This window comes from Bacteroidota bacterium, assembly GCA_016720935.1.
Lineage (GTDB): Bacteria > Bacteroidota > Bacteroidia > AKYH767-A > 2013-40CM-41-45 > JADKJP01.
This window is the reverse complement of the sequence record JADKJP010000004.1, coordinates 634,287-660,441: the sequence shown is the minus strand read 5'-3', so window position 1 is coordinate 660,441 and position 26,155 is coordinate 634,287. Positions and strand designations below refer to the sequence as shown.

The 26,155-nt window shown below is 41.3% G+C and carries 22 protein-coding genes and 2 pseudogenes; 19 read left to right on the top strand and 5 right to left on the bottom strand.

The features are described from left to right. The first annotated feature begins 17 nt into the window (after window positions 1–17). Together IPP86_06710 and IPP86_06705 are read left to right on the top strand one after the other, a co-directional pair. Window positions 18–254 carry a hypothetical protein gene (locus tag IPP86_06710; protein ID MBL0138208.1) on the top strand — a complete coding sequence of 79 codons (237 nt, stop codon included), beginning with the start codon at window positions 18–20 and terminating at the stop codon, window positions 252–254. Between the two features lie 1,073 nt (window positions 255–1,327). Then, on the top strand, window positions 1,328–1,648 hold the full coding sequence (locus IPP86_06705; protein ID MBL0138207.1) for a hypothetical protein: 321 nt from the start codon (window positions 1,328–1,330) through the stop codon (window positions 1,646–1,648). Here IPP86_06705 and IPP86_06700 read toward each other — a convergent pair. Then, window positions 1,585–2,040 (bottom strand): hypothetical protein, encoded by a 456-nt coding sequence (locus IPP86_06700; GenBank protein ID MBL0138206.1) that lies wholly within the window; start codon window positions 2,038–2,040, stop codon window positions 1,585–1,587. The two genes, IPP86_06705 and IPP86_06700, sit on opposite strands and share 64 nt — an antisense overlap. A 132-nt stretch (window positions 2,041–2,172) precedes the next feature. Here IPP86_06700 and IPP86_06695 point away from each other — a divergent pair, with 132 nt between their 5' ends. The 14 genes and pseudogenes from IPP86_06695 (at window position 2,173) to IPP86_06630 (ending at window position 14,578) form a co-directional block, all read left to right on the top strand. Next, window positions 2,173–2,568 (top strand): hypothetical protein, encoded by a 396-nt coding sequence (locus IPP86_06695; protein ID MBL0138205.1) that lies wholly within the window; start codon window positions 2,173–2,175, stop codon window positions 2,566–2,568. Window positions 2,569–3,044: 476 nt separating this feature from the next. After that, entirely contained in the window at window positions 3,045–3,197 is a 153-nt protein-coding gene (locus IPP86_06690; GenBank protein MBL0138204.1) for an SUMF1/EgtB/PvdO family nonheme iron enzyme, read from the top strand. A gap of 47 nt (window positions 3,198–3,244) precedes the next feature. Next, entirely contained in the window at window positions 3,245–3,526 is a 282-nt protein-coding gene (locus IPP86_06685; GenBank protein MBL0138203.1) for a hypothetical protein, read from the top strand. Window positions 3,527–3,587: 61 nt separating this feature from the next. Next, a pseudogene (locus IPP86_06680) lies at window positions 3,588–5,020 on the top strand (MBOAT family protein). 120 nt (window positions 5,021–5,140) lie between these two features. Then, window positions 5,141–5,863, top strand: coding sequence for a hypothetical protein (locus IPP86_06675; GenBank protein ID MBL0138202.1), 723 nt, complete (start codon window positions 5,141–5,143; stop codon window positions 5,861–5,863). Window positions 5,864–6,457: 594 nt separating this feature from the next. Beyond that, a complete protein-coding gene (locus IPP86_06670) occupies window positions 6,458–7,027 on the top strand; it encodes a hypothetical protein (GenBank protein MBL0138201.1) in 570 nt (189 codons plus the stop codon). A 2-nt stretch (window positions 7,028–7,029) separates the two neighbouring features. Further along, window positions 7,030–7,191, top strand: a complete 162-nt coding sequence (locus IPP86_06665; protein ID MBL0138200.1) for a hypothetical protein — start codon at window positions 7,030–7,032, stop codon at window positions 7,189–7,191. Window positions 7,192–7,217: 26 nt separating this feature from the next. After that, window positions 7,218–7,391, top strand: a complete 174-nt coding sequence (locus tag IPP86_06660) for a hypothetical protein (protein MBL0138199.1) — start codon at window positions 7,218–7,220, stop codon at window positions 7,389–7,391. Further along, a complete protein-coding gene (locus IPP86_06655) occupies window positions 7,357–8,217 on the top strand; it encodes a SprB repeat-containing protein (GenBank protein ID MBL0138198.1) in 861 nt (286 codons plus the stop codon). The genes IPP86_06660 and IPP86_06655 overlap by 35 nt, the downstream gene beginning before the upstream one ends. Continuing rightward, entirely contained in the window at window positions 8,184–8,372 is a 189-nt protein-coding gene (locus IPP86_06650; GenBank protein MBL0138197.1) for a hypothetical protein, read from the top strand. Before IPP86_06655 ends, IPP86_06650 begins: the two co-directional genes overlap by 34 nt. Next, window positions 8,324–8,422: pseudogene (locus IPP86_06645) on the top strand (SprB repeat-containing protein). The gene IPP86_06650 and the pseudogene IPP86_06645 overlap by 49 nt, the downstream one beginning before the upstream one ends. Before the next feature lie 144 nt (window positions 8,423–8,566). After that, window positions 8,567–9,292: a SprB repeat-containing protein gene (locus IPP86_06640; protein MBL0138196.1), complete on the top strand. Its 726-nt coding sequence runs from the start codon at window positions 8,567–8,569 to the stop codon at window positions 9,290–9,292. Window positions 9,293–9,324: 32 nt separating this feature from the next. Continuing rightward, window positions 9,325–13,593 (top strand): SprB repeat-containing protein, encoded by a 4,269-nt coding sequence (locus IPP86_06635; GenBank protein MBL0138195.1) that lies wholly within the window; start codon window positions 9,325–9,327, stop codon window positions 13,591–13,593. Between the two features lie 109 nt (window positions 13,594–13,702). Further along, the gene (locus IPP86_06630) at window positions 13,703–14,578 is read left to right on the top strand and encodes a gliding motility-associated C-terminal domain-containing protein (protein ID MBL0138194.1); all 876 of its coding nucleotides are present in this window, start codon (window positions 13,703–13,705) and stop codon (window positions 14,576–14,578) included. A 103-nt stretch (window positions 14,579–14,681) separates the two neighbouring features. Here IPP86_06630 and IPP86_06625 read toward each other — a convergent pair whose 3' ends face one another. Beyond that, the gene (locus IPP86_06625; GenBank protein MBL0138193.1) at window positions 14,682–15,452 is read right to left on the bottom strand and encodes a hypothetical protein; all 771 of its coding nucleotides are present in this window, start codon (window positions 15,450–15,452) and stop codon (window positions 14,682–14,684) included. A gap of 1,159 nt (window positions 15,453–16,611) precedes the next feature. On the opposite strand from IPP86_06625, the gene IPP86_06620 reads away from it, so the two are divergent. Together IPP86_06620 and IPP86_06615 are read left to right on the top strand one after the other, a co-directional pair. After that, window positions 16,612–17,130 (top strand): hypothetical protein, encoded by a 519-nt coding sequence (locus tag IPP86_06620; protein MBL0138192.1) that lies wholly within the window; start codon window positions 16,612–16,614, stop codon window positions 17,128–17,130. A gap of 11 nt (window positions 17,131–17,141) precedes the next feature. Beyond that, on the top strand, window positions 17,142–19,961 hold the full coding sequence (locus tag IPP86_06615) for a tail fiber domain-containing protein (protein MBL0138191.1): 2,820 nt from the start codon (window positions 17,142–17,144) through the stop codon (window positions 19,959–19,961). A 231-nt stretch (window positions 19,962–20,192) separates the two neighbouring features. Here IPP86_06615 and IPP86_06610 read toward each other — a convergent pair whose 3' ends face one another. The 3 genes from IPP86_06610 to IPP86_06600 form a co-directional block, all read right to left on the bottom strand. After that, window positions 20,193–21,044, bottom strand: a complete 852-nt coding sequence (locus tag IPP86_06610) for a pirin family protein (GenBank protein ID MBL0138190.1) — start codon at window positions 21,042–21,044, stop codon at window positions 20,193–20,195. A 110-nt stretch (window positions 21,045–21,154) separates the two neighbouring features. Further along, window positions 21,155–21,799, bottom strand: coding sequence for a T9SS type A sorting domain-containing protein (locus tag IPP86_06605; protein ID MBL0138189.1), 645 nt, complete (start codon window positions 21,797–21,799; stop codon window positions 21,155–21,157). Window positions 21,800–21,997: 198 nt separating this feature from the next. Next, a complete protein-coding gene (locus tag IPP86_06600) occupies window positions 21,998–22,777 on the bottom strand; it encodes an energy transducer TonB (protein ID MBL0138188.1) in 780 nt (259 codons plus the stop codon). A 212-nt stretch (window positions 22,778–22,989) separates the two neighbouring features. Here IPP86_06600 and IPP86_06595 point away from each other — a divergent pair, with 212 nt between their 5' ends. Beyond that, the gene (locus IPP86_06595; GenBank protein MBL0138187.1) at window positions 22,990–25,977 is read left to right on the top strand and encodes a hypothetical protein; all 2,988 of its coding nucleotides are present in this window, start codon (window positions 22,990–22,992) and stop codon (window positions 25,975–25,977) included. Window positions 25,978–26,155 lie beyond the last annotated feature (178 nt).

Genomic DNA, 26,155 nt, shown 5'->3' with positions numbered 1-26,155 from the left:
ATCTCTCAGAAGCGGAAATGACGACGATACCTTCTTACGGACTTGAGAATCATCCTGCTTTTACACTTGGACACCTGGTTTCCAAAGCGCTTTACTGGCGGGAAGATCTTGGGGATTCTTTTGAAATGCCGGAAAAGTGGAAGGAGTTGTTTTATGAAATGGTCCGGGTGATCCCAGAAAGCCCGATCCGGATCCAACCAATATCCTGCAAAGAAATATTGTTGAGGAACTTGTACGCCAACATTCAAAAGTGAAAGCATTGTTACTACCGTGGACAAGGGTAAATTCTCCGAACTAATTAAATGGCGATTCAAAATTCATGCCAACAGCTTGGCGATTTGGGTAGTTCCTATGCATCAGCCGCGAAGCGATGCATTTGGGTCAGCTCGCAGTACGGAGAAGGGCAAATGATAAGGAATCAGCTCTTGGTAGAATATAATTCCGGTTTATATAACTAAATTTTCCGCTGTTTTCCGGGCTTCTTTAATTTAGTTCTTTATCATGGAATAATATTAGAAAAGAAATTCATCACACCAACTGGATCGAAAAGAAATAAGAAATGAATCAGATTTACTTGAGGATAAAACATTTGGAAAAGGAGGTATACTCTATTCATCCTTTGGAAAAGGGAGAATATGAGAATTGTCAGTTTGTGAATTGCGATTTTTCAAATTTGATTTGAAAGATGTGAAATTTCCATTTAAACTTTCAGGATGTAACCTGAGCTTAGCGGAAATTGGGATAGGACGGCTTTTTAAAGCAACGTCAGATCTCCGTGATTGCAAATTATTGGGTTTTCAATTTACCGTATTGTTGTGAATTTGGACTTCTTCTCAATTCGATGGATGTATGTTGGATCATTCTTCTTTTACAAAACTAAATCAGGGAAAACAGCTTTTGTAATTCTAAGCTGACAGAAGTCGATTTTCAGTGATTGCGATCTGAACGCATCACTTTTTGATACGTGTACCTGATGAATGCGAAATTTGAAAACAGTAAAACTTGAAAAGGTGGATTTCGACATCTTATCACTACTCAATTGATCCTGAATTCAAACCGTATAAAGAAAGCGTAAGTTTTCTGGAAGGAATTGGTGGTTTGCTGGATAAATATGATATTGATATTGAAAAGTGATTCTTTGAAATGGTTATTTAGTTATGTATGTTATTTAGTTATGAGGTTATTTAGTTATTAGGTTAATGAAACAATGTTTTATTTTAAAGTGCTATAAAATGATTTCGCTCTATTTACGGAATTTGTTTTTTACGATTCTCCAGCTGGAAAAGTTGTGGCAGGCCTGGTCTTTATTTGTTATTAAGGGTGGACTATGAAAGAAAAAATTCTACAGCCTTTTCATCTTGCAATACACGGGTTTTTTTTTTTTGCACTCCGGGTTCTTGGTGATGATAAATTGTATTCTCAATTTTGCTATTCGTGGCAGGGGGAACTTTGTCAGCCCGTAGACCCAATGTGTAAGCTGGTGATTGCGGGCTTATATAAATATTCACGCAATCCAATGTATGTTGGTGTGGTATCGATGCTTGTCGGAGAAGCTGTCTTTTTTCAGTCTGGACGGCTGGGAGTTTATTCAATAGTAATATTTTTGATTTTCACTTGTTCATTCTTTTCTTCGAAGAGCCTCGTTTGAAGAAGGATTTTGGCGCAGAGTATGAGCATTATTGTAAAAAGGTAAGGAGATGGGTGTAATATGCATATTAAATATTTTTGGATCATTGGGAAGTATAATTTTGTTTGTGTTTGAAGAAATGCTAATGAGCTCAAGACTATGGAAGAAAAGAAACAAAAATGTCCGCATGTGGTTCTGAGAATACGAGTAAGCTCTACCTGAGTTGGAACGATTATTTTTTCTCCGTTTTTGTTGTCAGGCGACCGGATCCCTATAATTTTAAAAGATGCAAATGCTTCGATTGTGGATATAAATTCAAAATAGATATCAAGAACCCAAAACAGTATTAGTAGTTTTAGTGCATTCCCTAAAAATAGCATTGTTAGTATTGGTGTTCTCAATTTTAATTTCATTTTCAGGATATTAAAATCAAATTCAATGCATTAATAGTTAAGGTAAATGCTATTTATAATTGTTCTTTGGAAAGAGCTTTTAAAACACCAATGCTTTGTGATGTGTCAAAAATCCACACTGGATTTGGAATTATGCCAAAAGTTACACATTGCACCGGTGATGAAAACTGGGGCAAGCCTGGCTCAAGTAAAAAGGTGTTTGTGGCAAAATCATGGACTCAAAAGGGCGGATGGGCTTCTGTCGATAAGGTGCTAGTGCGGATAAATGATCAATACTGGAAAATTGAAGTGAGTGAATTTCAATCATGGATGCTTGGGTTTTCAAAGTTTGTTGGAGAATGGAAAACGACAGAACAGGGGGAGAATAAAATTCTTGTTGAATACACCTATACATTGCATTCAGATGTTGTATTGCTCTATCCACTGAATTGGATATTCGCAAAAACTTTCTGGAGAATTTATATGAAAAGAGTTTTGGAGAACATCAGACAAATGATTTTCGATCAGGAGCCTTATCTGCATGAATGATCAGGTCAGATGATTAGCCGGCGGGGAATGCTATTTCTGACTGTTTATAAACTATGTTAAGAAAATAGTTTTCAAAAGAGTTTGAAATTTCATGTACTTTCTTATGTTTGCTATAAGTGTCCTGTTTCTGACATCAACGCAATAAATCTGGTATCCCCGGCCGATGATTCAAAAACTCTCATATTCTCATTTTTATTCATTGTTTTCACATCGGTTTCCGCTCAGAAGGATAAACAAGTGTTGGATGCTGTTTATATTGAGAAGTCTGTAAGTAAAATTTCTGAAACCTTATTGGTCGGTAAGTTTGAGGTTAGCAATTGGTTGTATAATCAATTCCTTTCAGATTTATCAAAGAACAGGAAAAAGGAGGACTTGAAAATTGCTTCTGTGGATTCTACGAATTGGCTAAAGCCACCGGTATATATTGCGCCATTCGCCAAATTTTATCATCGGGATAAAAATACGATGATTTTCCTGTGGTGAATATTTCTTATGAAGGAGCTGTTTTGTTTTGCGAATGGCTTACTGAGAAGTACAACAGTTTTCCCGATAGAAAATATAAAAATGTCAAAATACGGCTTCCCAATGAAGAAGAATGGGTGAGAGCTGCTAAAGGAAAAATGCATTAGCTGTTTATCCTACAGGAGCCGGATTAAAGAACAAGAACGGAATACAAATGGCGAATTATAAGCGTACGGATTTGGCGGTTCCAAGCGATCCCAATATGCCGGATCCTGGAGATATTCTGATGCTGGCTCCGGTAAAATCGTACTGGCCTTGTTCATTTGGTACTTATAATATGGCAGGCAACGCCGCGGAGATGATTTCCACCAAAGGAATCACCAAGGGCGGCGGTTTTATCGATACTGAAATTGCATTGCCTCTCGATGCCAAGGGGTTAATGGAAGCTCCGGCAAGTCATATTGGCTTTCGGTATTTTGTGGAATTGCTTCCCTGATTTCAATACTGATTTACATCCGGACCCTGGAAATATTTTCATAGAAACCTAAGGTTAAAGCATGCTGTTTAACTCACTGGATTTTGCAATTTTTCTCCCGATACTTTTCATTCTTTATAGTTTGATTCCGGGGAAGTCCCTGCGTCTTCAAAATCTGCTTCTTCTATCTGCCAGTTACTTCTTTTATGCCTGTTGGGACTGGAGATTTTTATTTCTTCTGGCATTTTCTACAGGACTCGATTATTTTACAGGAAAAAAATTCATGAGAATGAGAAATTAAACAAACGCCGCGCCTGGCTGGCTGTCAGTGTCATTATTAATCTCTGGGTTTCTGGGACTTTTCAAATATTTTAATTTTTTTTTGAAAACTTCGCCGCACTGCTTCATTCCTTTGGGAGTTCGGCGCATTTAAGCACATTAAATATTATACTTCCGGTTGGAATTTCATTCTACACATTTCATGGTTTATCTTATGTGTTTGATATTTATAACAGGAAAATAAGTCCTTGCGAAAGCGTCGAATTATTCTCTTTTTGTTGGTTTTCCTTTGCTGGTAGCGGGTCCAATTGAGCGTGCAAACACATCTTTTGCCTCAGATAGAAAAAGCCAAGAGTTTTCAATGAGCAAAAAGCATTCGACGGATTCAGGCAGATTTTATGGGACTGTTTAAGAAAGTGGTCATTGCCGATAACTGCGCGAATTATGCAAACCTTATTTTTAATCATTCCGATGATTATTCCGGTAGTACATTGATTTTAGGAGCTGTATTTTTGCTTTTCAGATTTATGGAGATTTTTCAGGATATTCAGATATCGCATTGGGAACAGCACGATTATTTGGTATAGAGCTGCTCAGAAATTTTTCCTTCCCTTATTTTGCAAGAGACATCGCTGAATTCTCGCGGCGATGGCATATATCGCTTACTACCTGGTTCAGGGATTACCTGTACATACCTCTTGGAGGAAGTCGCGGTGGAATGTTGATGGCAATACGAAATACATTTATCATTTTCCTTGTGAGCGGATTTTGGCATGAGCCAACTGGACTTTTGTTATTTGGGGGTTGTTGAATGCAATCTATATGCTGCCGCTTATTGTTTTAAAAAGAAACAGAAATCATTTGACAATTGTAGCTAATGAAAAAACATTTCCCGGAACAAAAGACTTATTAAACATTCTAGTCACTTTTGCATTGACAACATTTGCCTGGATATTTTTTCGGGCGGAAAATACTACACAAGCATTCGCGATTGTCTCTGAGATATTTTCAAATTCCTTGTTTAGCACTCCTGAACTCTTACCCCGAACTCCGATTTTATTGATCGTCATCTTTGTGATCATGGAATGGAGTGGAAGAAGGGACGCGTATGCGATTGAAAAGTTGGGGCTCAATTGGAATCCATTCTACCGCTGGACATTCTACTATTTGCTCTTTCTTATGATCTTTATGTTGAAGCCCGCGGAGAATCAACCATTCATCTACTTTCAGTTCTGAAGATATGCGCCGATTTTATTTGAAAACAACCGCTTTTATTTTGTTGGCTTTGCTGACAATCGTTGTTTGCGGTATTCGAATCGGTGACAATGACCCCTTCGGATTATCTCGCTTCTATCATTGATAACCGCCAGACTGAAGAGTATTTCATCATCAAGAATTATTCTGGCAGGTGGATCCAATCTGGCTTTTGGGGTAGACAGTAAGATGATAGAGTCTCAACTCAAGATGCCCGTTTGCAACATGTCATTGCATGCCGGTCTTGGTTTGGAATTTATTTTGAATGAATTGAAATCTGAAATGCGGAAGGGTGATGTTGTCTTCCTTTCATTGGAGTATTTTATGCTAAAGGACGGGGATTATCAATTGAAGAAAAAGGCAATGGAATATTATCCTGAAGCCGGGAAGTTTTTTAATGATTCTTTTTTGGGAGATTTGAATTATTACATGGAACGCAAGCGAACTGCGATGCATGATAATTTCTTTCTGTTAAAAAACAAACTTTTTCACCCTGCATCCATCGGATCTTTCGAAGTCAAATATTCTACTGTTTACCGTAGAGATTGTTTAAATGAATATGGTGATGTGGTTTGCCAACTTGATCAGCCAAGTTCGATACGGGCAGAGGATATTGATAAATTCAAATATTCAGAATATCAAGGAATAGCATTGCTGAATTCATTTTATCGTAAAGCACAAAGTACTGGGGTGAAAGTGTATTTTGTGTATCCGAATTTTCCGGAGTCTGTTTTCGATAACAACGCAGATGTGATCCACCAATATGCAAATACACTTTCTGCGAAACTTGCTATTCTGTTCTCAATGATCCTGAATATTTTGTAATGAACGATTCCTTATTTTTTGATACAGTATATCATCTGAATGGTAATGGCAGAGATATCCGGACAAGAAAATTCATTCAGCTTATTGAGCAAAAGAAGGTTTTAAATTAGAACAGTTTTGTGTTTTTGATATCATTTCAAAGAGAAAGTAAGATTGATTAATTTTTCAATCACCTTAAAATTCAATGCTTTTTTGAAAAAGAACAGATTTTAACACAATTTCAGTCTTCAAAAAGTGTAAGGAAAATTCGAAATTATGTATTAAGCAATAACATTTTTCTGCTTACAATAACATTGATTCCATAATTTGGAAAAGGGGCTGATTTCTATTTTTAATTGACCTGTTTTTTTGGAAATCCTAAGGCAGACCGTCATGCCAAACCTTATCGTTGACTTTTTTTAGCAAATAGCGAGTCAATTGTTTACCGACAGTTTTTAGCAAGAATTGACCCAACATTGATTTATATCCTTCGTCTGATACATATATACTAAGGACAGGTATTTCCTGTTGGAATTGCATTGATCAAGGTATCTCATTCTGAAAGAAGATCTATTCATCCATGAACAATTTTACACTGAGAGGAAAAATTAATTTTTGAAATTCAGACTCCCGGGTCTGGTATTCTGCTTTTGTATTTATTCCTTCTTCCGAAACAACTTCCGCCACACACACATCAGTGGCGCGGATATTACGTATACCTGGGTGAGTGGAAATACTTGCACATTGGATCTTACCTTATACCGCGATTGTTCCGGTGTGAGTGCGCCGAATAATGTTTTGGTTTCCTATTCGTCAGTGTCTTGTAATTACAATCTTAGTGTTACGCTTAACAAACTGGCAGGAACCGGCCAGGAGATTACACATCCCTGTACTCCCGGTCTCACTACCTGTAGTGGCGGTTCAAATCCGGGAATTCAAAAGTATGAATATACAGGAACGGTTACATTACCGGCTCAATGCACAGACTGGCGTTTTGGTTATTCCATATGTTGCCGGAATTGCGCGATTACTACTTTGTCTTACACACCTCCGAATTGTACAGGTGTACCTGCATTGTATGTAGAAGCAACGCTGAACAACGTTGCAGCACCGAACAACTCATCACCCATTTTCTCGAACATTCCTATTTCGTTTTTTATGTATCGGACAAACGTTTCACTATAACCATGGGTGCATTTGAGACAGATGGTGATTCAATTACTTATTCTTTCATAACACCCAGATCAGCGGCAAATACAAATGTGACATTTGCTTCCGGTTACAATGTTAACAGTCCGATTTCATCCTCACCGGCAATTACATTGATGCATCAGGTGATATCACACTGACTCCAACACAAAATGAAGTAGGTGTAATGGCCATCATCGTCAGAGAGTATAGAAATGGTGTACTTGTTGGGTCTGTCATTCGTGATATGCAAATCTGGACACAGGCCTGTTCGAATCTTCTTCCAACAGCTACAGGAATCAACGGTACTAATAACTTTAGCATTGTTGCTTGTCCGGGTCAACCACTTTCTTTCATGTGAATTCGGCAGACGGAAACGCGTCTCAGACTGTAACGATGAACTGGAACAGTGCTATTGCCGGTGCTTCTTCTTCAGCAGTACAGCATCTCAGTTTCCTATTGGAACGTTTTCCTGGACACCGGGAATTGTAGATGCGCGTCCGCAACCCTATACATTCACAGTAACAGTTCAAGACAACAATTGTCCGAGTTCCGGATTTCAGACATATTCCTATGACATTTATGTTCCGGATATTTCCGCAACAGCGAGTGCCACACCATCGGCATGTGCTACACCCGTAAATGGAACAGCAACGGTTATTGCCAATGGCACCGGACCATTCCACTACTCATGGTCACCGGGAGGAGGGACAAGTTCTACGATTAGCGGTTTGGGAGCAGGCACATACACTGTAATAGCAACCGATGCGAATGGCTGTACAACAACAGCCAATGCGGCTGTGACCATTCCTCCCTCGATATCTATTTCTGTCGCAGGATCATCACCGGTTTCCTGTCGTGGCGGCAATGATGGTGCAGCGGTGGTTTCTGTCAGTGGAGGAACGAATCCATATACATATTCATGGTCTCCATCAGGAGGAGCTTCTGCTTCGGCTTCGAATCTCGCCGCAGGAACTTATACTGTTACTGTTACGGATGCGCATGGATGTACACAAACTTCAACAGTAGTAATCACGCAGCCTGCAACATTACTTTCAAATATAACTGGAACTACCGCAGTGCAATGTAATGGAGACGCAACCGGTTCTGTTACCGTTTCATCCAGTGGTGGGACAGCTCCATATGATTATGCATGGTCACTGGAGGTGCAACGAATTCTACTTTGACCGGACTTTCTGCCGGATCATATACAGTAACAACCACCGATGCGCGCGGTTGTACTACTGTATCTACTGTAAATGTCACCGAACCATCGGCACTTTCTGCTAATGTATCAACTACTTCCGCGACTGTGGCAGTAGCAATGGATCTGGAAGTGTAGTTGCATCGGGCGGAACAAGTCCGTATACATATCAATGGAATCCGGGAGGAGCAACCGGTTCAACACTGTCAGGTGTTTCTGCAGGAGCATACACTGTTGAAATTACGGACGCTCATGGATGCACTTCTTCGGGAGTAGCCGGAATTTCAAATCTTGGAGGTCCTGTAGTTTCTGTAACCGGTATTCATCAGGTTTTGTGTGCGGGAGGAAATAATGGTGACGCAACAATTCAAGTGGTCGGTGGTCAGCCTCCATTTTCATATCAATGGAATCCTTCTGTATGTACCGGAACATTTGCTACAGGTTTACAGGCGGGAAGTTATTCGGTTGTCGTTCGTGACGGAAATAATTGTTTGTCTTCAACAGTTTTGGATATTACAGAACCGGATCCATTGCAAATTAGTCTCACGCCTTCAGACCCAACCTGTAATGGTGCCGGAAACGGTAGTATTCAGGCAGCTGTTACGGGTGGTTTCGCGCCTTACACTTATGCCTGGACAGGCGGTGCAGGTGCATCAGCGAATCCGCTGAATTTATCCGCGGGAAATTACCAGGTGACGATCACAGATGCTTATGGATGTACGCTGACAGAAACTACAAGTTTGTCACAACCTGCGGCTTTAAGTGTGAACGTAAGTTCAAATTCTCCTGTTTCCTGTTTTGGAGGAAACAATGGCAACGCGAGTGTGACTGTAAGTGGAGGAACTTCTCCATATGATTATGCCTGGACACCGGCTCTTGGTTCTTTGCCGACTGTTGTCGCGCTTGAATCAGGTACATATATGGTTACCGTTACTGATGCGAATTTCTGTACACGCACTTCAACGATCAATATTACACAACCTGCTCAGTTATTGTCAAGTATTTCTCCAGCACACCGGTACTTTGTCACGGTGATGCAAGCGGTTCCGCTCAGGTAAGTGTTACAGGAGGGGCAACGCCTTATTCGTATTTGTGGTCCTTCTCAGGAAGTTCAACGTCTAATTCCGGATTTTTACCGGAAGGTTCTTATACTGTACAAGTAGTGGATGCCAATGGCTGCACAACATCATCCAATGCCACCATTTCAGAACCTCCCGCACTTACTTCCACAATTCTTTCACCGGTGAATGTAACCTGTGCCGGAGGACATGATGGAATGGCTACTGTGCTTGCATCCGGTGGAGTTACACCTTACACATATTCATGGAGTCCTTCCGGAGGTTCATCAGCGGCAGCATCCAGCCTCGTTGCAAATACATATACGGTTACCGTTACAGACGCGAACAGCTGTATGCAGGAAGCGATTGTTTCCATTAATGAACCATCCTTGCTGAATGCTTCGGTGCTAAGCACCGTCATGAACGCTTGTTATGGCGATGCTGCCGGATCCGCAGAGATTGAAGCCACAGGTGGTACAGCTCCTTATTCTTATCAATGGACGCCGGGTGGAGGGAATTCTACACTTGCGAGTTATCTTTCCGCAGGAAATTATTCGGTGCAAATTACGGATGCAAATGGTTGTTCGACTTCATTAAATACAACCATTACAGAACCACCTGTGCTCGCACTTTCAACATCAACATTACCGGCAACCTGCGGCGCTTCCAATGGCAGTGCATCTGTCAATGCATCCGGAGGAACACCGCCATACACTTATTTATGGTCACCGGGAGGAAACACAACGGCGGCATTGGTTAATATTCCTGCAGGGAATTATTCTGTAAGAGTAACAGATGCTCATGGTTGTAACGAAACGGTTTCAATAGCTTTATCAAATATTGGCGGACCTTCCGTCAGTCTCAATACGGTGTCACCGGTATTATGTGCCGGTGCAGCGACCGGTTCCGCATCTGTAGTTGTAACAGGAGGAACAGCTCCCTTTATCTATCAATGGTCTCCTGCAGGAGGAACAGCCGCAGCTGCGACCGGATTAAATGCAGGAACATACTCCATCGCCGTTACCGATGGGAATCATTGTGTAACAGGAATCAGTGTTGTAATCAGTGAACCTCCGGCACTTCAGGTGAACACCAGTACTTCTGATGCGCTGTGCGCCGGAGCAACGGATGGATCCGTATCCACCAATGTGACAGGTGGTGTTACTCCATATACCTATTCCTGGAACCCTGGTGGTTCAACTTCAGCCTTACTTTCATCTGTGCCGGCAGGAATTTATACGGTTGATGTGCATGATGCCAATGGTTGTTTGCAATCCGCGACTTCCATCGTTTCACAACCTTCCGCATTATCCCTGAACCTTTCTTCAGTAAATCCTGTGAGTTGTGCAGGAGGAAGTAATGGTTCAGCTGCTTTGTCAGCATCGGGAGGAACACCTTCGTATCAATATGCATGGTCTCCATCCGGAGGAACAACGGCATCCGCTTCAGGACTCAGTGCAGGAAATTATCTTGTGACACTTACGGATGGACACAATTGTCAGGCTTCTGTTCCTGTAGTCATTACACAACCAACTCCTTTGCAATTAACCTCATCAACTTCGAATGTCCTTTGTAATGGAGGTAATACCGGAAATATTTCTTTGAATGTAAGCGGAGGTACTGCAAGTTATTCCTATACCTGGTCAAATGGTGCGGCCAGTGCATCTTCAGCAACAGGATTGGTCGCGGGAAATTATACGTGCACAGTAACGGATCAGAATGGATGTACCATCACAGTATCAGAAAATATTACCGAGCCGACATTATTGAACGCCGCACTCTCCGCTTTACGCGATGTGTCTTGTGCCGGTGGAAATGATGGCAACGCCGGTGTTACTGTTCAGGGAGGTACACTTCCTTATACCTATTCATGGACTCCGGGGAATGCAAGTACTTCAACAGTCAACGGTTTGAATGCAGGTAATTATTCTCTTAGTGTAACGGATGCAAATGGTTGTCAGGATTTTGTTGGTGTAACAATTTCTGAACCGCCACTGTTCAGTGTTCAGTCTTCGGTCACCGCAGGAACCTGCGGATTACCCAATGGTTCTGCCGGTGTTTCGGCTTCAGGAGGCACACAACCTTATACTTATCAATGGAATCCGGGTGGATCAACGGTTTCCTCTCTCAGCGGACTTGCTGCAGGAGTATATACATGTACTGCAACTGACGCGAAAGGATGTTCTGTGATTTCAACAATGAATGTTTCCAACTCGGGAGCACTTGCAGCATCAGTTACATCTGTAAATAATGTACAATGTCATGGTGGTGCAGATGGTTCCATCATGGTTAGTTCAAGCGGTGGTACTGCGCCAATCGTATATACCTGGTCTTCCGGTTCAGGAAATTCTCCAATCGCCGGAAATCTCAGTGCAGGACAATACACAGTCACGGTAACGGATGCATTTCAATGTGCACAAACATTAACGATGAATGTAGCTGAACCGGCAGTACTTGTCAGTTCAATTCCGGTTTCAACTAATGTTACCTGTTATGCAGCGCAGGATGGTTCTGCTGCCGCGTTTATTTCGGGAGGAACAACTCCTTATTCCTATAGATGGACGCCGTCAAATGATACAACCTTGCAGATTTCAAATCTTGGTCCGGGAAATTACTCCGTAGATGTTACAGATGCACACGGTTGTACATCACAATCTCAGGTTACAATCACCGAACCAACACAATTGATAGCGCAATCCTCTTCCACTCCTGCAACTTGTGGTTCTTCGAATGGAACTTTGCAGGCATCAGTCAGCGGAGGGACATTGCCATATCAATACAACTGGTCGCCGGGAGGAATGACAACGGATCATGTATCATCCATTCCTGCGGGAGCATATAGTGTATTGATTACAGATGCAAATAATTGTCAGCAAAGTCTAAACACCTTCGTTTCCAACATCGGCGGTCCGGGTGTTTCATTGGGAAATGCCAGTCAGGTGAGTTGTGCCGGAGGAAATGACGGAAGCGCATCGATTCAGGTATACCAGGGAACAGCACCATTCACTTATCAATGGTCTCCTGCCGGAGGAACAGATTCAATCGCATCCAATCTTTACGCGGGAACATATTCCGTGATTGTCGCTGACGCGAATAATTGTCTCACCGGAATTTCTGTAACCATTTCTGAACCGACTGTTCTGCAGGCTGGAATAAGTGCAACAAATGCACTGTGTTTTGGAAGCAGTGACGGTAGCGCTGCAATTGCAGTTCAGGGTGGTACAGCTCCCTACGCTTATAACTGGACATCAGGAGGAACTGCTTCGACAGCATCAGGATTGACCGCTGGAAATTATTCTGTAGAGGTTACTGATAACAATGGATGTACGCTCACAGAAAATGTAGTGATTACGCAACCGTCTGCATTCTCAACAGCACTTAATGCATCCGCTGTAAATTGTTTCGGTGGCTCAGATGGTACTGCATTAGTGGAAGTTTCCGGTGGAACACCAGGATATTCTTATCTGTGGTCAAACGGAGAACAAAACAGTGCGATCACCGGATTGCGTTCCGGAAATTACCAGGTCACAGTCACCGATCAACAAGGTTGTACAACCACAGGAACAGTTTCTGTAACTGAGCCTGCGCCACTTGTACTTTCTGCAACAGCAAACGATGTGTTGTGCTTTGGATCTTCTGATGGAACAGCATCAGCAAATTTAACAGGAGGAACCCCTCCTTACAATTATCAATGGTCTCCACTGGGTGGGACAAATGAAAACGCGAACAATTTACCTTCGGGAAATTATGTGCTGTCAACAACAGATGCTCACGGATGTTCTCAAACTACATCCATTACAATCGGAACTCCTGCGGCGCTTCAACTAAGTACTACAGAACAGGCAGCCAGATGTCATGGATCTGTGGATGCGACCGCGAGTGTGGCGCAAACAGGAGGGACAGCGCCTTATACTTATTTATGGAGTAATGGAAGTACATCTCCTTCTGTCGGTCAGGTATCTGCCGGTAATTACACAGTTCAGGTTACCGATAGTAATGGTTGTTCCACGAACACTGCGGTAATCCTGTCAGAACCGGCTCCGCTTGTTTTGAATGTTACCGGAGATGGGTGGATATGTATCGGACAGCAGGCGACGCTAAATGCAATCGCCACCGGAGGAACCAGCGGTTATGTTTATCAATGGAGCAATGGATCGCCGGGAGCTACTGTCGTTGTCGCTCCAACGGTGAGTGCTGTTTATACCGTATCTGTGACTGATGTGAATGGTTGTACTACAAATCCGGAATTAATTTCATTAAATGTTTATCCGGGATTGATGGCTGCAACAGCAGGGGGATGATTCCATTTGCATTGGAAGATCAGCAAATCTCCAGGTAACTCCTTCCGGCGGTAACGGTGGTCCTTATGAATACTCCTGGAGTACTGGATCGTCAGCACAAAATATCGTGGTGACTCCTTCCACAAATGAAGTGTATTCAGTGACTGTGAGCGATGGATGCGGGACACCACCAGTAATCGTAACGATTCCTGTTGCGGTGGTAAGTGGACCACCTTCTGATTTCATTCCGAATCCTGCAAAAGGATGTACGCCACTTGTTGTGCATTATCGTCAGCAGGGAACAACTCCGGCAGGGACAACCTACATGTGGGACTTTGGTGACGGAACTACGGACATTAGCAGAAATCCTGTTCACACCTATACGATTCCGGGAAATTATACAGTAAGACATATTGTTACCAGTGGAATGGGTTGTCGTTCCGAATCACAGATTCCTGCGGCGGTGGAAGTGTATCCATTGCCGGAAGCGCAATTCAGTTCCATTCCGACGGACGCTTCCATTTTCAAACCGACAATTTCTTTTGTTGATGAAAGCAAATTGGCCGCGCATTGGGAATGGGATTTCGGTGACGGACAAGGATCATCCTCTCTTCAATTTCCTTCTTACTCATACCTCGACAGTGGTACTTACATCGTACGATTGATCACGATGAGTCCGAAGGGATGTCTTGATACAAGCTATGGAGCCGTCAGGATTCGCGGTGAATTCGGAATATTTATTCCGGATGCTTTTTCTCCGAATGAAGATGGAATAAATGAAAATTTCACTGCACTTGGAATCGGTATCAAAGATTTTGAAATGCAGATTTTTGATCGCTGGGGATTGAATATCTATAATACCAACGATCTGGAAAAAGGATGGGATGGTACCACCAATTCAGGAACCCGGCAATGCCAGGCGGATGTTTACGTGTACATCATCCGTGTTCATGATATACAGGACAAACCGCATCAGTATTTGGGCAAGGTCACTCTCGTGAGATAACTACGTAAGGAAATATTATTTTTTAAAAGAAGCTCTGAGAATTTTTTCAGAGCTTTTGCTTTTTTCCTTAGCAGCAGAATGCAGGTTAATATTAGCATTTTGCTTAATTGTTTAATGCTCCGTTTTGTACCCAGATTCTGATTTGAGCGATTTCGCAATCCGCCATTCGGTTTCCGCCTTTTGGCATCGCGGAATATCCTGCACCACCACTTACTGACCCGTAAAGTCTTCCGTCGAGAGCGACACTCTGAACACCTGCATACGTTTCGAGATTGATATTTCCTCTGGGATTAGCTGTATTGTGACAACCGGTACATTGATTTTGCATCAATGGTGCAATCACCGCCGCATACGTAACATTACTGGTATCACAGGAGCCCGCAGTGCACACATTGTTTTGAGCGCCCTGGTTGATCCAATTTTGAATCATGGAGATCTGTGCAGATGTCATTGCGGGTGAAGGAGCAGGTGGCATGCGATCGCCGGGATCAGAAGTGGTAATCGCTTCCATAATTTTTCCATTCGGACGGAAAGGGCGAATGTTACCGGTAGTCATGATGTTCTGATATGAATCAAGAACAATTCCTTCTTTGTGACTGGCAGCATCGTGACAGCCGCTCATTGCACAATTTGAAATGAAGAGCGGAAGTACATCATTTTGGAAATAGGCAGTATCGGGATCACAAGTTGCTGTGTTTCCATTTCCATTCCCATTTCCGTTGCCATTACCGTTTCCATTCCCATTTCCATTCCCGTTATTTTGGGTAGTAGGATTTGGAATAACATCCGGTTCATGCTTACAGGATGCAAGCAGAAAAAGAATACTCAGAAGTATTCCGATAAAAATTCTCGCAGTGGATTTGTTGTTCGCCATAACCTCGTGGATTAATTGAATCGATCTGATTTCAAAAACCTTGTTCTGAAATTATAGCTTAAAAATAGGTCTGATTGTCTCCCAATAAAAAAGAAGGATGCGGAACGGGGAGAAAAGGTGGCTGAAATGGGAAAAGGGAGGATTGAATTATTAGAAAATCATTAGAAAAATGGTTGAATTACTGTTTTGATAAAGGAAAAATAGCCTTATTGAAATGCAAATTGCACCTTAAAACAATGATAATTCCTTTTTTAAATTAGTGGTCTAAAACTCCCGGCTATGTAGCATATATCTTGCGCATGTATTTATAAAAGTCGTGTTTCAGCGGATTTTCTTCCTGTCTCCATTAACCGTTTGAATTAATCAATCCTGAATCTCTCAAAGTCTCATCTTTCTTTATCGAAACGACTGAATTAATACTTCTGCTTGAAAACTAATTAGAAGTGTCACTAGAAGTACTCTGCATTTGGAGAGAAATATATTAGTACTCATGACCATTAGCTTAATTGATCAAAAAAAACTATCCTTTTGTTCATTAATTTATTATTTAATATTTTATTTCTATTATTGTTTGAAATAAGCGCAATTCGTGTATTTATACAGGGGTGAGATCATCATCTCACCCCTCCTCTAATTCCCGTAAAGAAAAGATTTATGTTAAAACTCTTGCTTTTCCCGGAGAGGTTAATTTTCTTTAATTTTTAATTCATGAATTATGAGATTTATTTTTCTGTTTTTTATTTTAAATTATTTTGTTTTTAGCGACAGCTTCGCCCAGGGAAATCTGGTGCCCAATCCGAGTTTTGAGATTCATGATTCATGTCCGGATAATTTATCGCAATTTAGATTTGTTTCCAATTGGAAGGCATTAATGGTCACTCCCGACTATTATAATAAATGCTCATCAAATAATTTATCGTCTGTACCGGACAATTTTATGGGATTTCAAGAAACCCAAGCGGTTCAAGATAGCGCCTATGCTGGGTTGTATATGAGTCTTCAAAATAACACAAGCCGTGAGTTTATTGGAGTGAAATTGAATTCACAAATGCAAATTGGAATAAGATATTTTATATCCTTCATGATTTCCAGTGGCTCAAATTTAATTGCTAATTCATGTTATTGTAACAGAATGGGGGTCAAATTGACAACTGACTTTTTGAGCTTATCTGACAACAGTGTGGAATTGATAAATAATCAGGCAACTATTTTTGAAGATAGTATTATGACTGATACAGTTAATTGGAATGTGTTTCGTGCAAGTTTTATAGCAGATTCGGTTTATGACGGAATTGTTATCGGGAATTTTTTCGACCTGGACAGCCTCAACACTTCATGTGTGGCAAATTTTGGTCCCAATGCATATTATTATATTGATAATGTTTGTTTGTCAACTGACTCGAATTTGTGTTTTAATCTCACGAATGTAAATACTTTATTTGAATTGAATTATCCGGTGATTCAATACTATTCCGGAAGTCATCAGGTAAAAGTTGTTGTGGAAGGACATTTCTTTTCTCAAACTCTTCCATTGACAATGTACAATTCAATTGGACAAATTATTTTTGAAAAATATCTTTTAAATCCTGAATCAACTTTTGAATTACCAAATGTCTCCTCCGGGATTTACTTTCTTCATTGTTTAAATACGACCATCAAAATTTTTATTGAACCTTAAACTCAAATTCTATGAAAACAACTGGAAAAATTGTACAATTTTTTGTAATCGTTTTTTGTTCCATTTCCACTACTTCATTTTCTCAATTTGTTACCCAACCCAGTGGAGGGACAAATCTATATGGAGAATGTGACGTAACCAACCAGCAAATTGAATCCATCGGTATCGGTGAATTTTCCGGCACTAACGATGTACCACAAGCCGCACTTGATGTTCGGGTGCCCTATTTACAACCTAATGCTGCCGGTTGGGTTCCGAGTGAATCTTTTCAGACTACTACTGCTACCGATTGGGCAAATGCCTGGCGTATGTTTTCAGGATTAAGCACCACAGGCAGAATGCCTAAATTCACATTGATTAATGTTGATGGTTCAAGTACTACACCCGGTACTTCCAAATATGATATTGAACAAATTGTGGAGAAGCATGGCAACATGATCTTTAAACAAAATGCTGAGCCTGTCCCAACATTCCCGATAGATATTCGTGAACGATTAAGAATTTATGACGGACTTGGTGGAAATAATAATGGATCCTTTACAACTCCAAGGGTCACTAAAATTTCCATTTCTCATGATGGAAAAGGAAATCAGTATTTGCCCAAAGCTCAAGCCATGCTAAACATGGGTTCTACTTATCCCTACCCTGCCACACAACAAGCAGGTAACAGGCCTTGGATGGATGTTGGAACCTACATGACTTATGGTTCAGACAATATGTACGTTGGTCTAAAGGATACTGTGGAAAACCCTATTTATACTATTTCTAATATTAAAGATGCCGTCATCAATTGGGGTGACGACATTGACAGTCATCCTGATAAAGATGCTGAGGTTTTACGATTCATCTTCACGGGTTATCAATTCAACGGTTCAAATACAAACCCTTATGATTACAATTCTTTTCAAGGATTAGAAGTTGCAAGAATGACACCTCATGGCACTATGGGAATCGGTGTTGGTTTCAATCGGCAGATAATTCCGAAAGCAAGGCTGGATATTTTCGATGACGGTACCGGCCATGGATCATATGTGAGTAAACCACAATTACGTTTATCAAACAAATTGAATAATGCGTCTAATCTTGGAATTTACACAGATTTTAACACGAATTCAAATGGATATTTATTGATAGATCCTAAAACTTCTGCAAGTGGAACATTGGTTAATGGAAGGGTTGGAATTGGGACAGCCAGCCCGATTTCCACTTTGCATGTATACGGTTCAATTGGTTCTGGTACTGGGGCTATAACATCCGATTATTTAAATCATTCAAATACACCACCGCCTCTTCCTCTCTCACCTTCACTACCATACTTAGTTTATTCAAATGGAAACGGAACTTTAAATAATCTACCTCCTGCAGGTAGCTCTGTGGATATTCTTCATGGGGATGGTAGCTGGAGTCCTGCAGGAAGCGGAACAGGTAATGTGAGTTCCTGTTCCGGTGTATTAACAAATTATATTCCAGTATATGATGCGAGTTCTAATATTTGCAAAAGTGATCTCTATGATTATAATTATCAGGTTGGTCTGAATAATACCAGCCCTTCAGCTACATTTCATGTTACACCTCACGGTTCGGACGCACCGTTGATAATTTCAAATTCAAGTTCAGACAAAGTGCTTTTTGTAAATAGCGATGATCATGTCAGTATCGGATCAAACACAACTTTGGGAACTGGTGGCGGTACACCATGTAGGTTGTGGGTTAAAGGGTTAACTTCTGGAAGCAGTTCGAGTGCTGATAATTTGGTTTTAACCGATGCTCTAGGACATCATTTTTTTAAAGCTAGCGATGATGGAAAAATAATGATCGGAGGTTATTATCCTAACAATAACAATACTGGCCCAGAAGCAAGGGTTTCTATAAATACCGGAAATGTAAGTGATTATGTGAATCTCGTTGTTAGAACTTCTTATAGTACAGTTGGAACTAATGACGAAAGAGCCCTCGGTGTATTAAATGGAAGTGGTTCTCATCTTCTCACATGTTGGGCAGATGAACATGTTACAATGGGTTACAGCGGAGCTCAAACTTCCAATGATGCTCGATTAATAGTAAATACCTTGAATAATGGAGAGTCAGCTTATTTCAGTGGTCACATTTTCTATGGTAGTGCATCCGCAATTTCAGATTCTACTTTTAAAATCAACGCTCAGCCAATTCGTGATTCCAGATCAATTCTTAATTCACTGAATCCAAAATCATACAATTTCGATATTTCAAATAATCCTGGTATGAACCTCCCTTCCGGAATACATTATGGTATGTATGCCCAAGAAATAGAACGCGTATTGCCTGATTTAGTAATCCAAGAAAACTCGCCTGCAGTGTATGATACTTCTGGAAATCTTACTATTCCGTCACGTTCTTTTAAATCCGTGAATTATACTGAACTAATTCCATTTTTAACTCAAGCTCTAAAAGAACAGCAATCTACCATTGATTCAATCAGTACCACTCTAGCTAATTTACAGCAAAGGCTCGATATATGTTGCCCAGCTCCAAGCAATAGAACTATTCAAGGTGAGAATAATACCATAGACATTTCATTATCTTCTGTCCAGGCAATTATTCTAAACCAGAATGACCCGAATCCATTCTCTGAGAAAACTCAAATTAGTTTTGTAATCCCGGATGAAGTTAAAACAGCAGAAATTATTTTTTATACTTCATCCGGTACAGTATTGAAAAATATTGTTGTTTCCAGTCGTGGCGAAGGACAAATGAATGTGTATGCCAGTGATCTGAGCAGTGGAGTTTATTACTATTCTTTAGTTGCTGACGGGAAAACGATTGCTACTAAGAAAATGGTATGCAATAAATAGTAGAATATTCAAAATATCAAGATTAATAGACTATTCTTGGGCACTTCTATGTACTTCTTTTGGATGATGTTAATTGAATACTGTACTTTGTATTAATATCCTTAATCTCGGTTTTAATTTTGCATTACTACGTGGTTCATTAGACTGAACAGTAGTACAAGCATCTCCTGGTAATGCAAGTTTTTGGCAGTAAACAACATCCTATTTAAGTATGCAGAAGTGTCCTAAATTTTATTCCTCAATCAAAATACCCATTTTTCCCATCCGGAAGTCGCGATATGCTTCCATGATTTGTATTTCTGAATTCATCACAAAAGGTCCCTGCGCGAAAATTTCTTCTCCGATGGGTTCGCCGCTCATGAATAAGGCGCGTGTATCCTTGCTTGTTTCAAAAAGAATTCCGTCACCATCTTCGTTGTAAACAATCATGTGCAGACCATCAATCATTGATCCGTCCGCTGATTTTATTTGCCCGTCGAGTAAATAAATAAACGCGTGATGGTTCTTTGGAACAGGAATAAACAGCGAGCCATTTTCTTTTGCATAAATCATCGCTGAGTTTACCGGAGTCAGAGAAGGAACCGGACCCTTTTTGCCCAACACATCTCCGGAAACTATGGATACAGATATTTTATTGTCTTCACTCACAAATTGAGGAGCATCTTCTTTTGAAATCGGGAAGTAGGAAGGGGTGTCCATTTTATTTTTCGCCGGAATATTTATCCACATCTGAATCAGTTCCATTTCTGTTGTTCCGGCTACAGGGCGTTCGCTGTGAATGATTCCCATTCCCGCATTCATCCATTGCACGCCTCCTTCAAGAACGGCTTTGTTGTTTCCCCTGCTGTCGCGATGATGAACGCCGCCTTTGAATAAAAAAGAAACCGGAGCAAATCCGCGATGAGGATGCGGACCAACACCTTCGTTTTTATTGTCAGGGTTTATTTTATTGTTCCCGTGATGCAAAAGAATGAAAGGATCAAAATAATGCAGATCAGCAGAAGGCAAAGGTTGACGGATCAGGATGCTTCCCATCGGATGCTGGTCGCCGTAGATTGATTTTTGGATGGTTCTGCTTTTCATTGTAATCAAATTTTAGAATACAAAGATATAGAACTTAAGCCTATCCTTCAGGATAGGCTTAAGCATGCTCATAGAGCACAATTCGTTTCAATAAAATGTCTGTAGTGAATTTAGTTAATCACAATCTTCCCCGTACTCACAGCACGGTTGGCGGAACGGATGGAATAAATGTAAAGTCCGCTTCTGAGGTTGGTCGGAATGTTGAGCTTGCCGGGAAGAGCGGTGGTTGAGTAAACCTGTTTTCCTGTCAGATCCATTAACTCAATGTTTGCAGAAGCAGTTTCCGGAGATCTGAAAAAACAATTTCCCGAAGCCTGATCGAGAACGAGCTGTGATTTTCCAGAAAGAATTTCAGCAATGCCTGTACTTTGGGTAACATTCAAATTAAGATTGTACTGATCAGTTTGAGTGAAACTGTTGCAATTCCCATTTACACCGGTATTTCCCGTGAGCAAATTTGTCTGAAGGTTATACGTGCCAATGGGCAAGTATCCGAGATCAATGGTATCCGAGATGTTGCAAATGTAGGTCAGCGGTCCGAGGCAATGGTAAACGAAAAGGGTGATATCGCTTCCATTTACTGAGTGTTGTTCATGAATAAGCGAGCAACCGCCACTTGGAAAAGAATTGGTGATGACAATTTTCACAGGATCGCTGGAAGTGGGTTGTGAGGGTTGAGCGGAAAGTGAAAGGATGGTTTGACTTTGCGCGAAGTGAGTACAGAGACTAAAGAAAAGAATGTATAAATATTTCATGCGGGAGGATTTGAAAATAAAGTTCGCAAAGTAAATAATATTTGATAACACGGAATCAACAACTTTTTAACAATCGACTGGTCTTAATTCTCAGGCTGGTGGCGGGTTTCAGGCCGTCGGAATGCAATAATATCTAAGAAAAACTGGTGGAAATGAGGATTTTTCCCCATTTACACTAATCAATGCATGTTGTGATGTTCAATTGGAGCTGAACCTGACCGGCAGGTTATACCTTACCAGAACTGCTTTCCCTTTTTCTTTTCCCGGTTTCCATGCGGGCATGTTGCGGATCAGGCGAAGCGCTTCTTTGTCGCATTCTTTATCAATTCCACGTACGACGTAGGGATAAAGGACTTTCCCGTTTTTGCTGATAATAAAATTGATATACACGCGTCCCTGGATTCCTTTGCCTTTCGCGGTCGCAGGGTATTTGAGGTTCTTGTTAAAATAATCGATGAGCGCGGATTCTCCTCCGGGAAACTGAGGCATTTCTTCAACAACAGTCTTTGCAAATGTTGTTGGATAGCCCGGAGCCGAAGTTTTTGCGGGAGTGACAAAGAGTTTTCTTACCTGTGATGCAGGAACGGTATCGTCTTCAAAGACCATGTTCCCATGACAGTTTTTCTGCAATAATAAATAGGTAGCGGTATCTCCAAGGGCAAGTACAGCGCTCCAGTCACGACAGGCACTCAGGGAATCATTCAAATGCCAGTTGCTGACACCGCGTTTGAAGTAAGCATCACGATCCGATTCATCTTTATTGATTGCTCCGGTAAAAAATTTACTGGCCTCTTCGTACTTTTCGTTTTTGATCAACAAAAGACCTTGTTCGTCCTGTCCTGTGGATTTTGTTTCATTCAGGATAGTGGAAATGATGGAATCTGTTTTTCCGGGTTGCTGAGCAAACAGGCTTAGCCCTGAAAAGCACAGAATAAGTGTAGAGAATTGGCGAAAAATCTTAATAATCACGTTTTTCATGAATGTGTTTTGAGGAAACAAATTCCTGCAACTTGCAAAACTTTTCCTTGAATTACAAGAGAATTCACATCGTTTTATAGGTGAAAAAAGTATAAAAAGTGTTTAATTAACAGAAAAAAATTGAGTAATTGCATTGGAAGGGATTGGGAAAAAATTATACCTTATCCTCTGAATTTTATATTCAAAGAATGCCAACCCCAAAACAAAACAACATGAAAAAATTTACTTTTATTTTGGCTTGCAGTTTTTTGTTCGCGCTGTTTGCCAATGCCCAGCTTAGTGGCAATTATACTATTGGCGGCACATCTCCGGATTATGCTACAATTCAATCCGCGATTACCGCACTTCAGACAAATGGTGTAAACGGTGCAGTGACATTTAATATTCGAAGCGGAACCTACACTGGAAAAGTTTCAATGGGAAATGTTACCGGAGCATCTGCAACCAACTCGATTACATTTCAATCGGAAGCAGGCGACAGCACTGCTGTTGTGATCGCGGATTCTTCTTCCGCATCTTCTTCCAGCAATTTTACAATTCTGGTGAACGGAACGGATTATGTTACATTCCGTCAACTCACCATTGAAAGAATTGGATCACAAAATTACGCCGATGTATTTTACATTGGATCCGGTTCAAAATCATTCCAGCTCCGGAACAACATTATTCGTTCGGGTATTTCCACAACCACATCCAATTCGAGTAGTTTGATTTATATGCCATTGGGTAACGAAGCCGATAGTAATTTTGTAATTTCAAATAACAGAATTGAAGGCGGCGCATTTGGTATTGATATGATCGGACAGGGTGCATTGCATCTGATTCCCGGAGTGGTTATTTCTGATAATGATTTTGTGAATAATTACTATTGTTCTGTTTTTCTGAATTACCATGATGCTGCTCAAATCACCGGAAATACATTTTCAATCAGTGGTGCAAACACCGGTTATACTGCAATCAATCTCGATGTGGTGAACAATGCGGCCCGCATCACAAAGAATTCAATTGTTTCAGATAAAGGACAGGGGATTTTTCAAACCGGATGTGCATCACAGAGCAGCCAGGAAGGTCTGATCGCAAACAACTTTGTTTCTATCTCCGGAAATGTACCGGGATCAGGAATCTATCTTGATGGAAGCACATATCAGAATGTCCTGAATAATTCAATCCTGAACAGACAAACAAATACTTCTGCTTCAGCACTTGGGATTTTTGGCGCTGCTACATCTAATTTGCGTGTATACAACAATCTTCTTGTGAGTACCGGTGGCGGTTATGCAATTACTGTTGATGCGAATGCTATCGGGGGTTACACCGATGCGGATTTCAATAATTTAATGGTAGCCGGTGGTGATACCACACTCAGTTCATGGGCAGGTGTTACTCAGGCTACATTGGCTGATTGGCGCACTGCATCCGGACAAGACCTGACCTCCGTTTCCGCTGACCCGCAATATATTTCGAACACTGATCTTCATGCAGGAAGTCCTGCCGTAAATAACCTTGGTTTGCCTTTTGCTGAAGTTACTGACGATATTGATGGCGACTTGCGTGATCCTTCTACTCCGGATATTGGTGCTGATGAATTCACGCCGCTGAATGCCAACCTTGGTTTGATTTCATTTGTGGAACCTGTATCAGGTTCCTGCGGAAGTACAACAACACAGGTTTTTGTACTCGTAAAGAATTACGGACAAAATCCACAGTCGGGTTTTGATGTGCAGGCTGATGTCACCGGTGCAGTCACTGCAAGTCTTACAGAAACGTACCCCGCGACTCTTGGTCCGGGTACAACGGACACACTTCGCTTTTCACAAACCATAGACACATATACGGGAGGAACAGTCGATATCACTGCATGGTCAGCATTGGCCGGTGATCAATATCTGGAGAATGATACCATTCGTGGTTCATTTGATTTTGGCGCTCACCCGAATCCTCCTGTTGTTCAGTCGCCACAACAGCAATGTGACAACAACCTTCAGATTACTGCTCAGCCGGATTCCGGTGATGCTCTTGCCTGGTATGCGGAAGCAAGTGGTGGAACTCCTTTGTTCATTGGCGATGTTTTCAGTCCGGTTGTTTCAGGAGATACGACCTTCTATGTAGAGTCTCGCACCGGAAGCGGAACATCCGGTTGTTTGCGTATCACAGAAATTCAACCGGAAGGTGGTGGTGATTATCTGGAAATTCAGAATTTATCAGGTGGTACACTTGATGCGACAGGATGGAAAGTCTATTCGAGTGATGATTATTCTGACATTAACGCTGTGAACACCATATCCTGGGATCTTGGTGTTTTCGCTCCGGGAGAAGCACAATACCGGACGGATGATGCAGCTGATAATTATTGGGGAAGTAATTTGTTGTGGAGTTCAGGTCTTGGTGGCTGGGTGATAATTATTGACAATGCAGGCTCTGTTGTTGATTTTGTTGCCTGGGACTGGGATAGTACTTCGATTCAATCTTTGTCTGTTACCCTCAATGGATTCCCGATTACAATCGGCAGTGAATGGTCGGGAGACGCTTTTGTTTCCTGTGTTGCTCCTGCAGTAATGAGCAGAACGGGAACCGAAGATCACAATCTTGCTTCTGATTTCACTTGTAATCCTGAAAGCAAAGGAACACTCAACAGCGGGCTCAACGGAGTACTCCAGAATTGTGGTATCGGTGCTTGCGGCAGTCAGCGTTTGCCTGTAGATATTACTCTCATCTCAGGTGTTGCAACAAGTCTTGGAAATGATACCACTCTCACACCACCGTTCAGTTTGCAATTGGATGCCGGAACAGGATTTACAAATTATCTCTGGAGTGATGGAAGCACTGCTCAAACTCTTGTCGCTACAGTTGAAGGAATTTATTGGGTAACAGTAACGGGACCGAATGGATGCAGTTTCACGGACTCAATCACTATCAGTATTCCTGTGGGATTGGGTGCTTCTATTCCACAAGACGCTATGTCAATGGCTCCAAATCCTGTAACAACGCAATTGGTGATTTCCGGTGGAGAAATTTTCCGTCATGCCATTCGCTTCGCTGTTAAAGATGTTGAAGGAAGAGAAGTTTCCGGAAAACGTATCGAAGCGAACGGTCAAAAATCATATACAATCGATATGTCAGATCTTGGTGCGGGAATTTATTTTATACAAATGATCGCGCCTGAAGGAATGCTTGTGAAGCGATTCTCGGTAATCAAATAATAAAGCCCGGCGGGTTATTGGGAGCGAAAGCATTGCTTTCGCTCCCTTTTTTTTAATATGAAATGCAGACGATTCAAGTACAGATTTTCGTTATTTTTTTGAATAAAAAGACCTTTTTCAGGAAAAATGGATGCCTTTGTCATGAAAATGTAGCATTTGATCTATAAATTTCATGAAT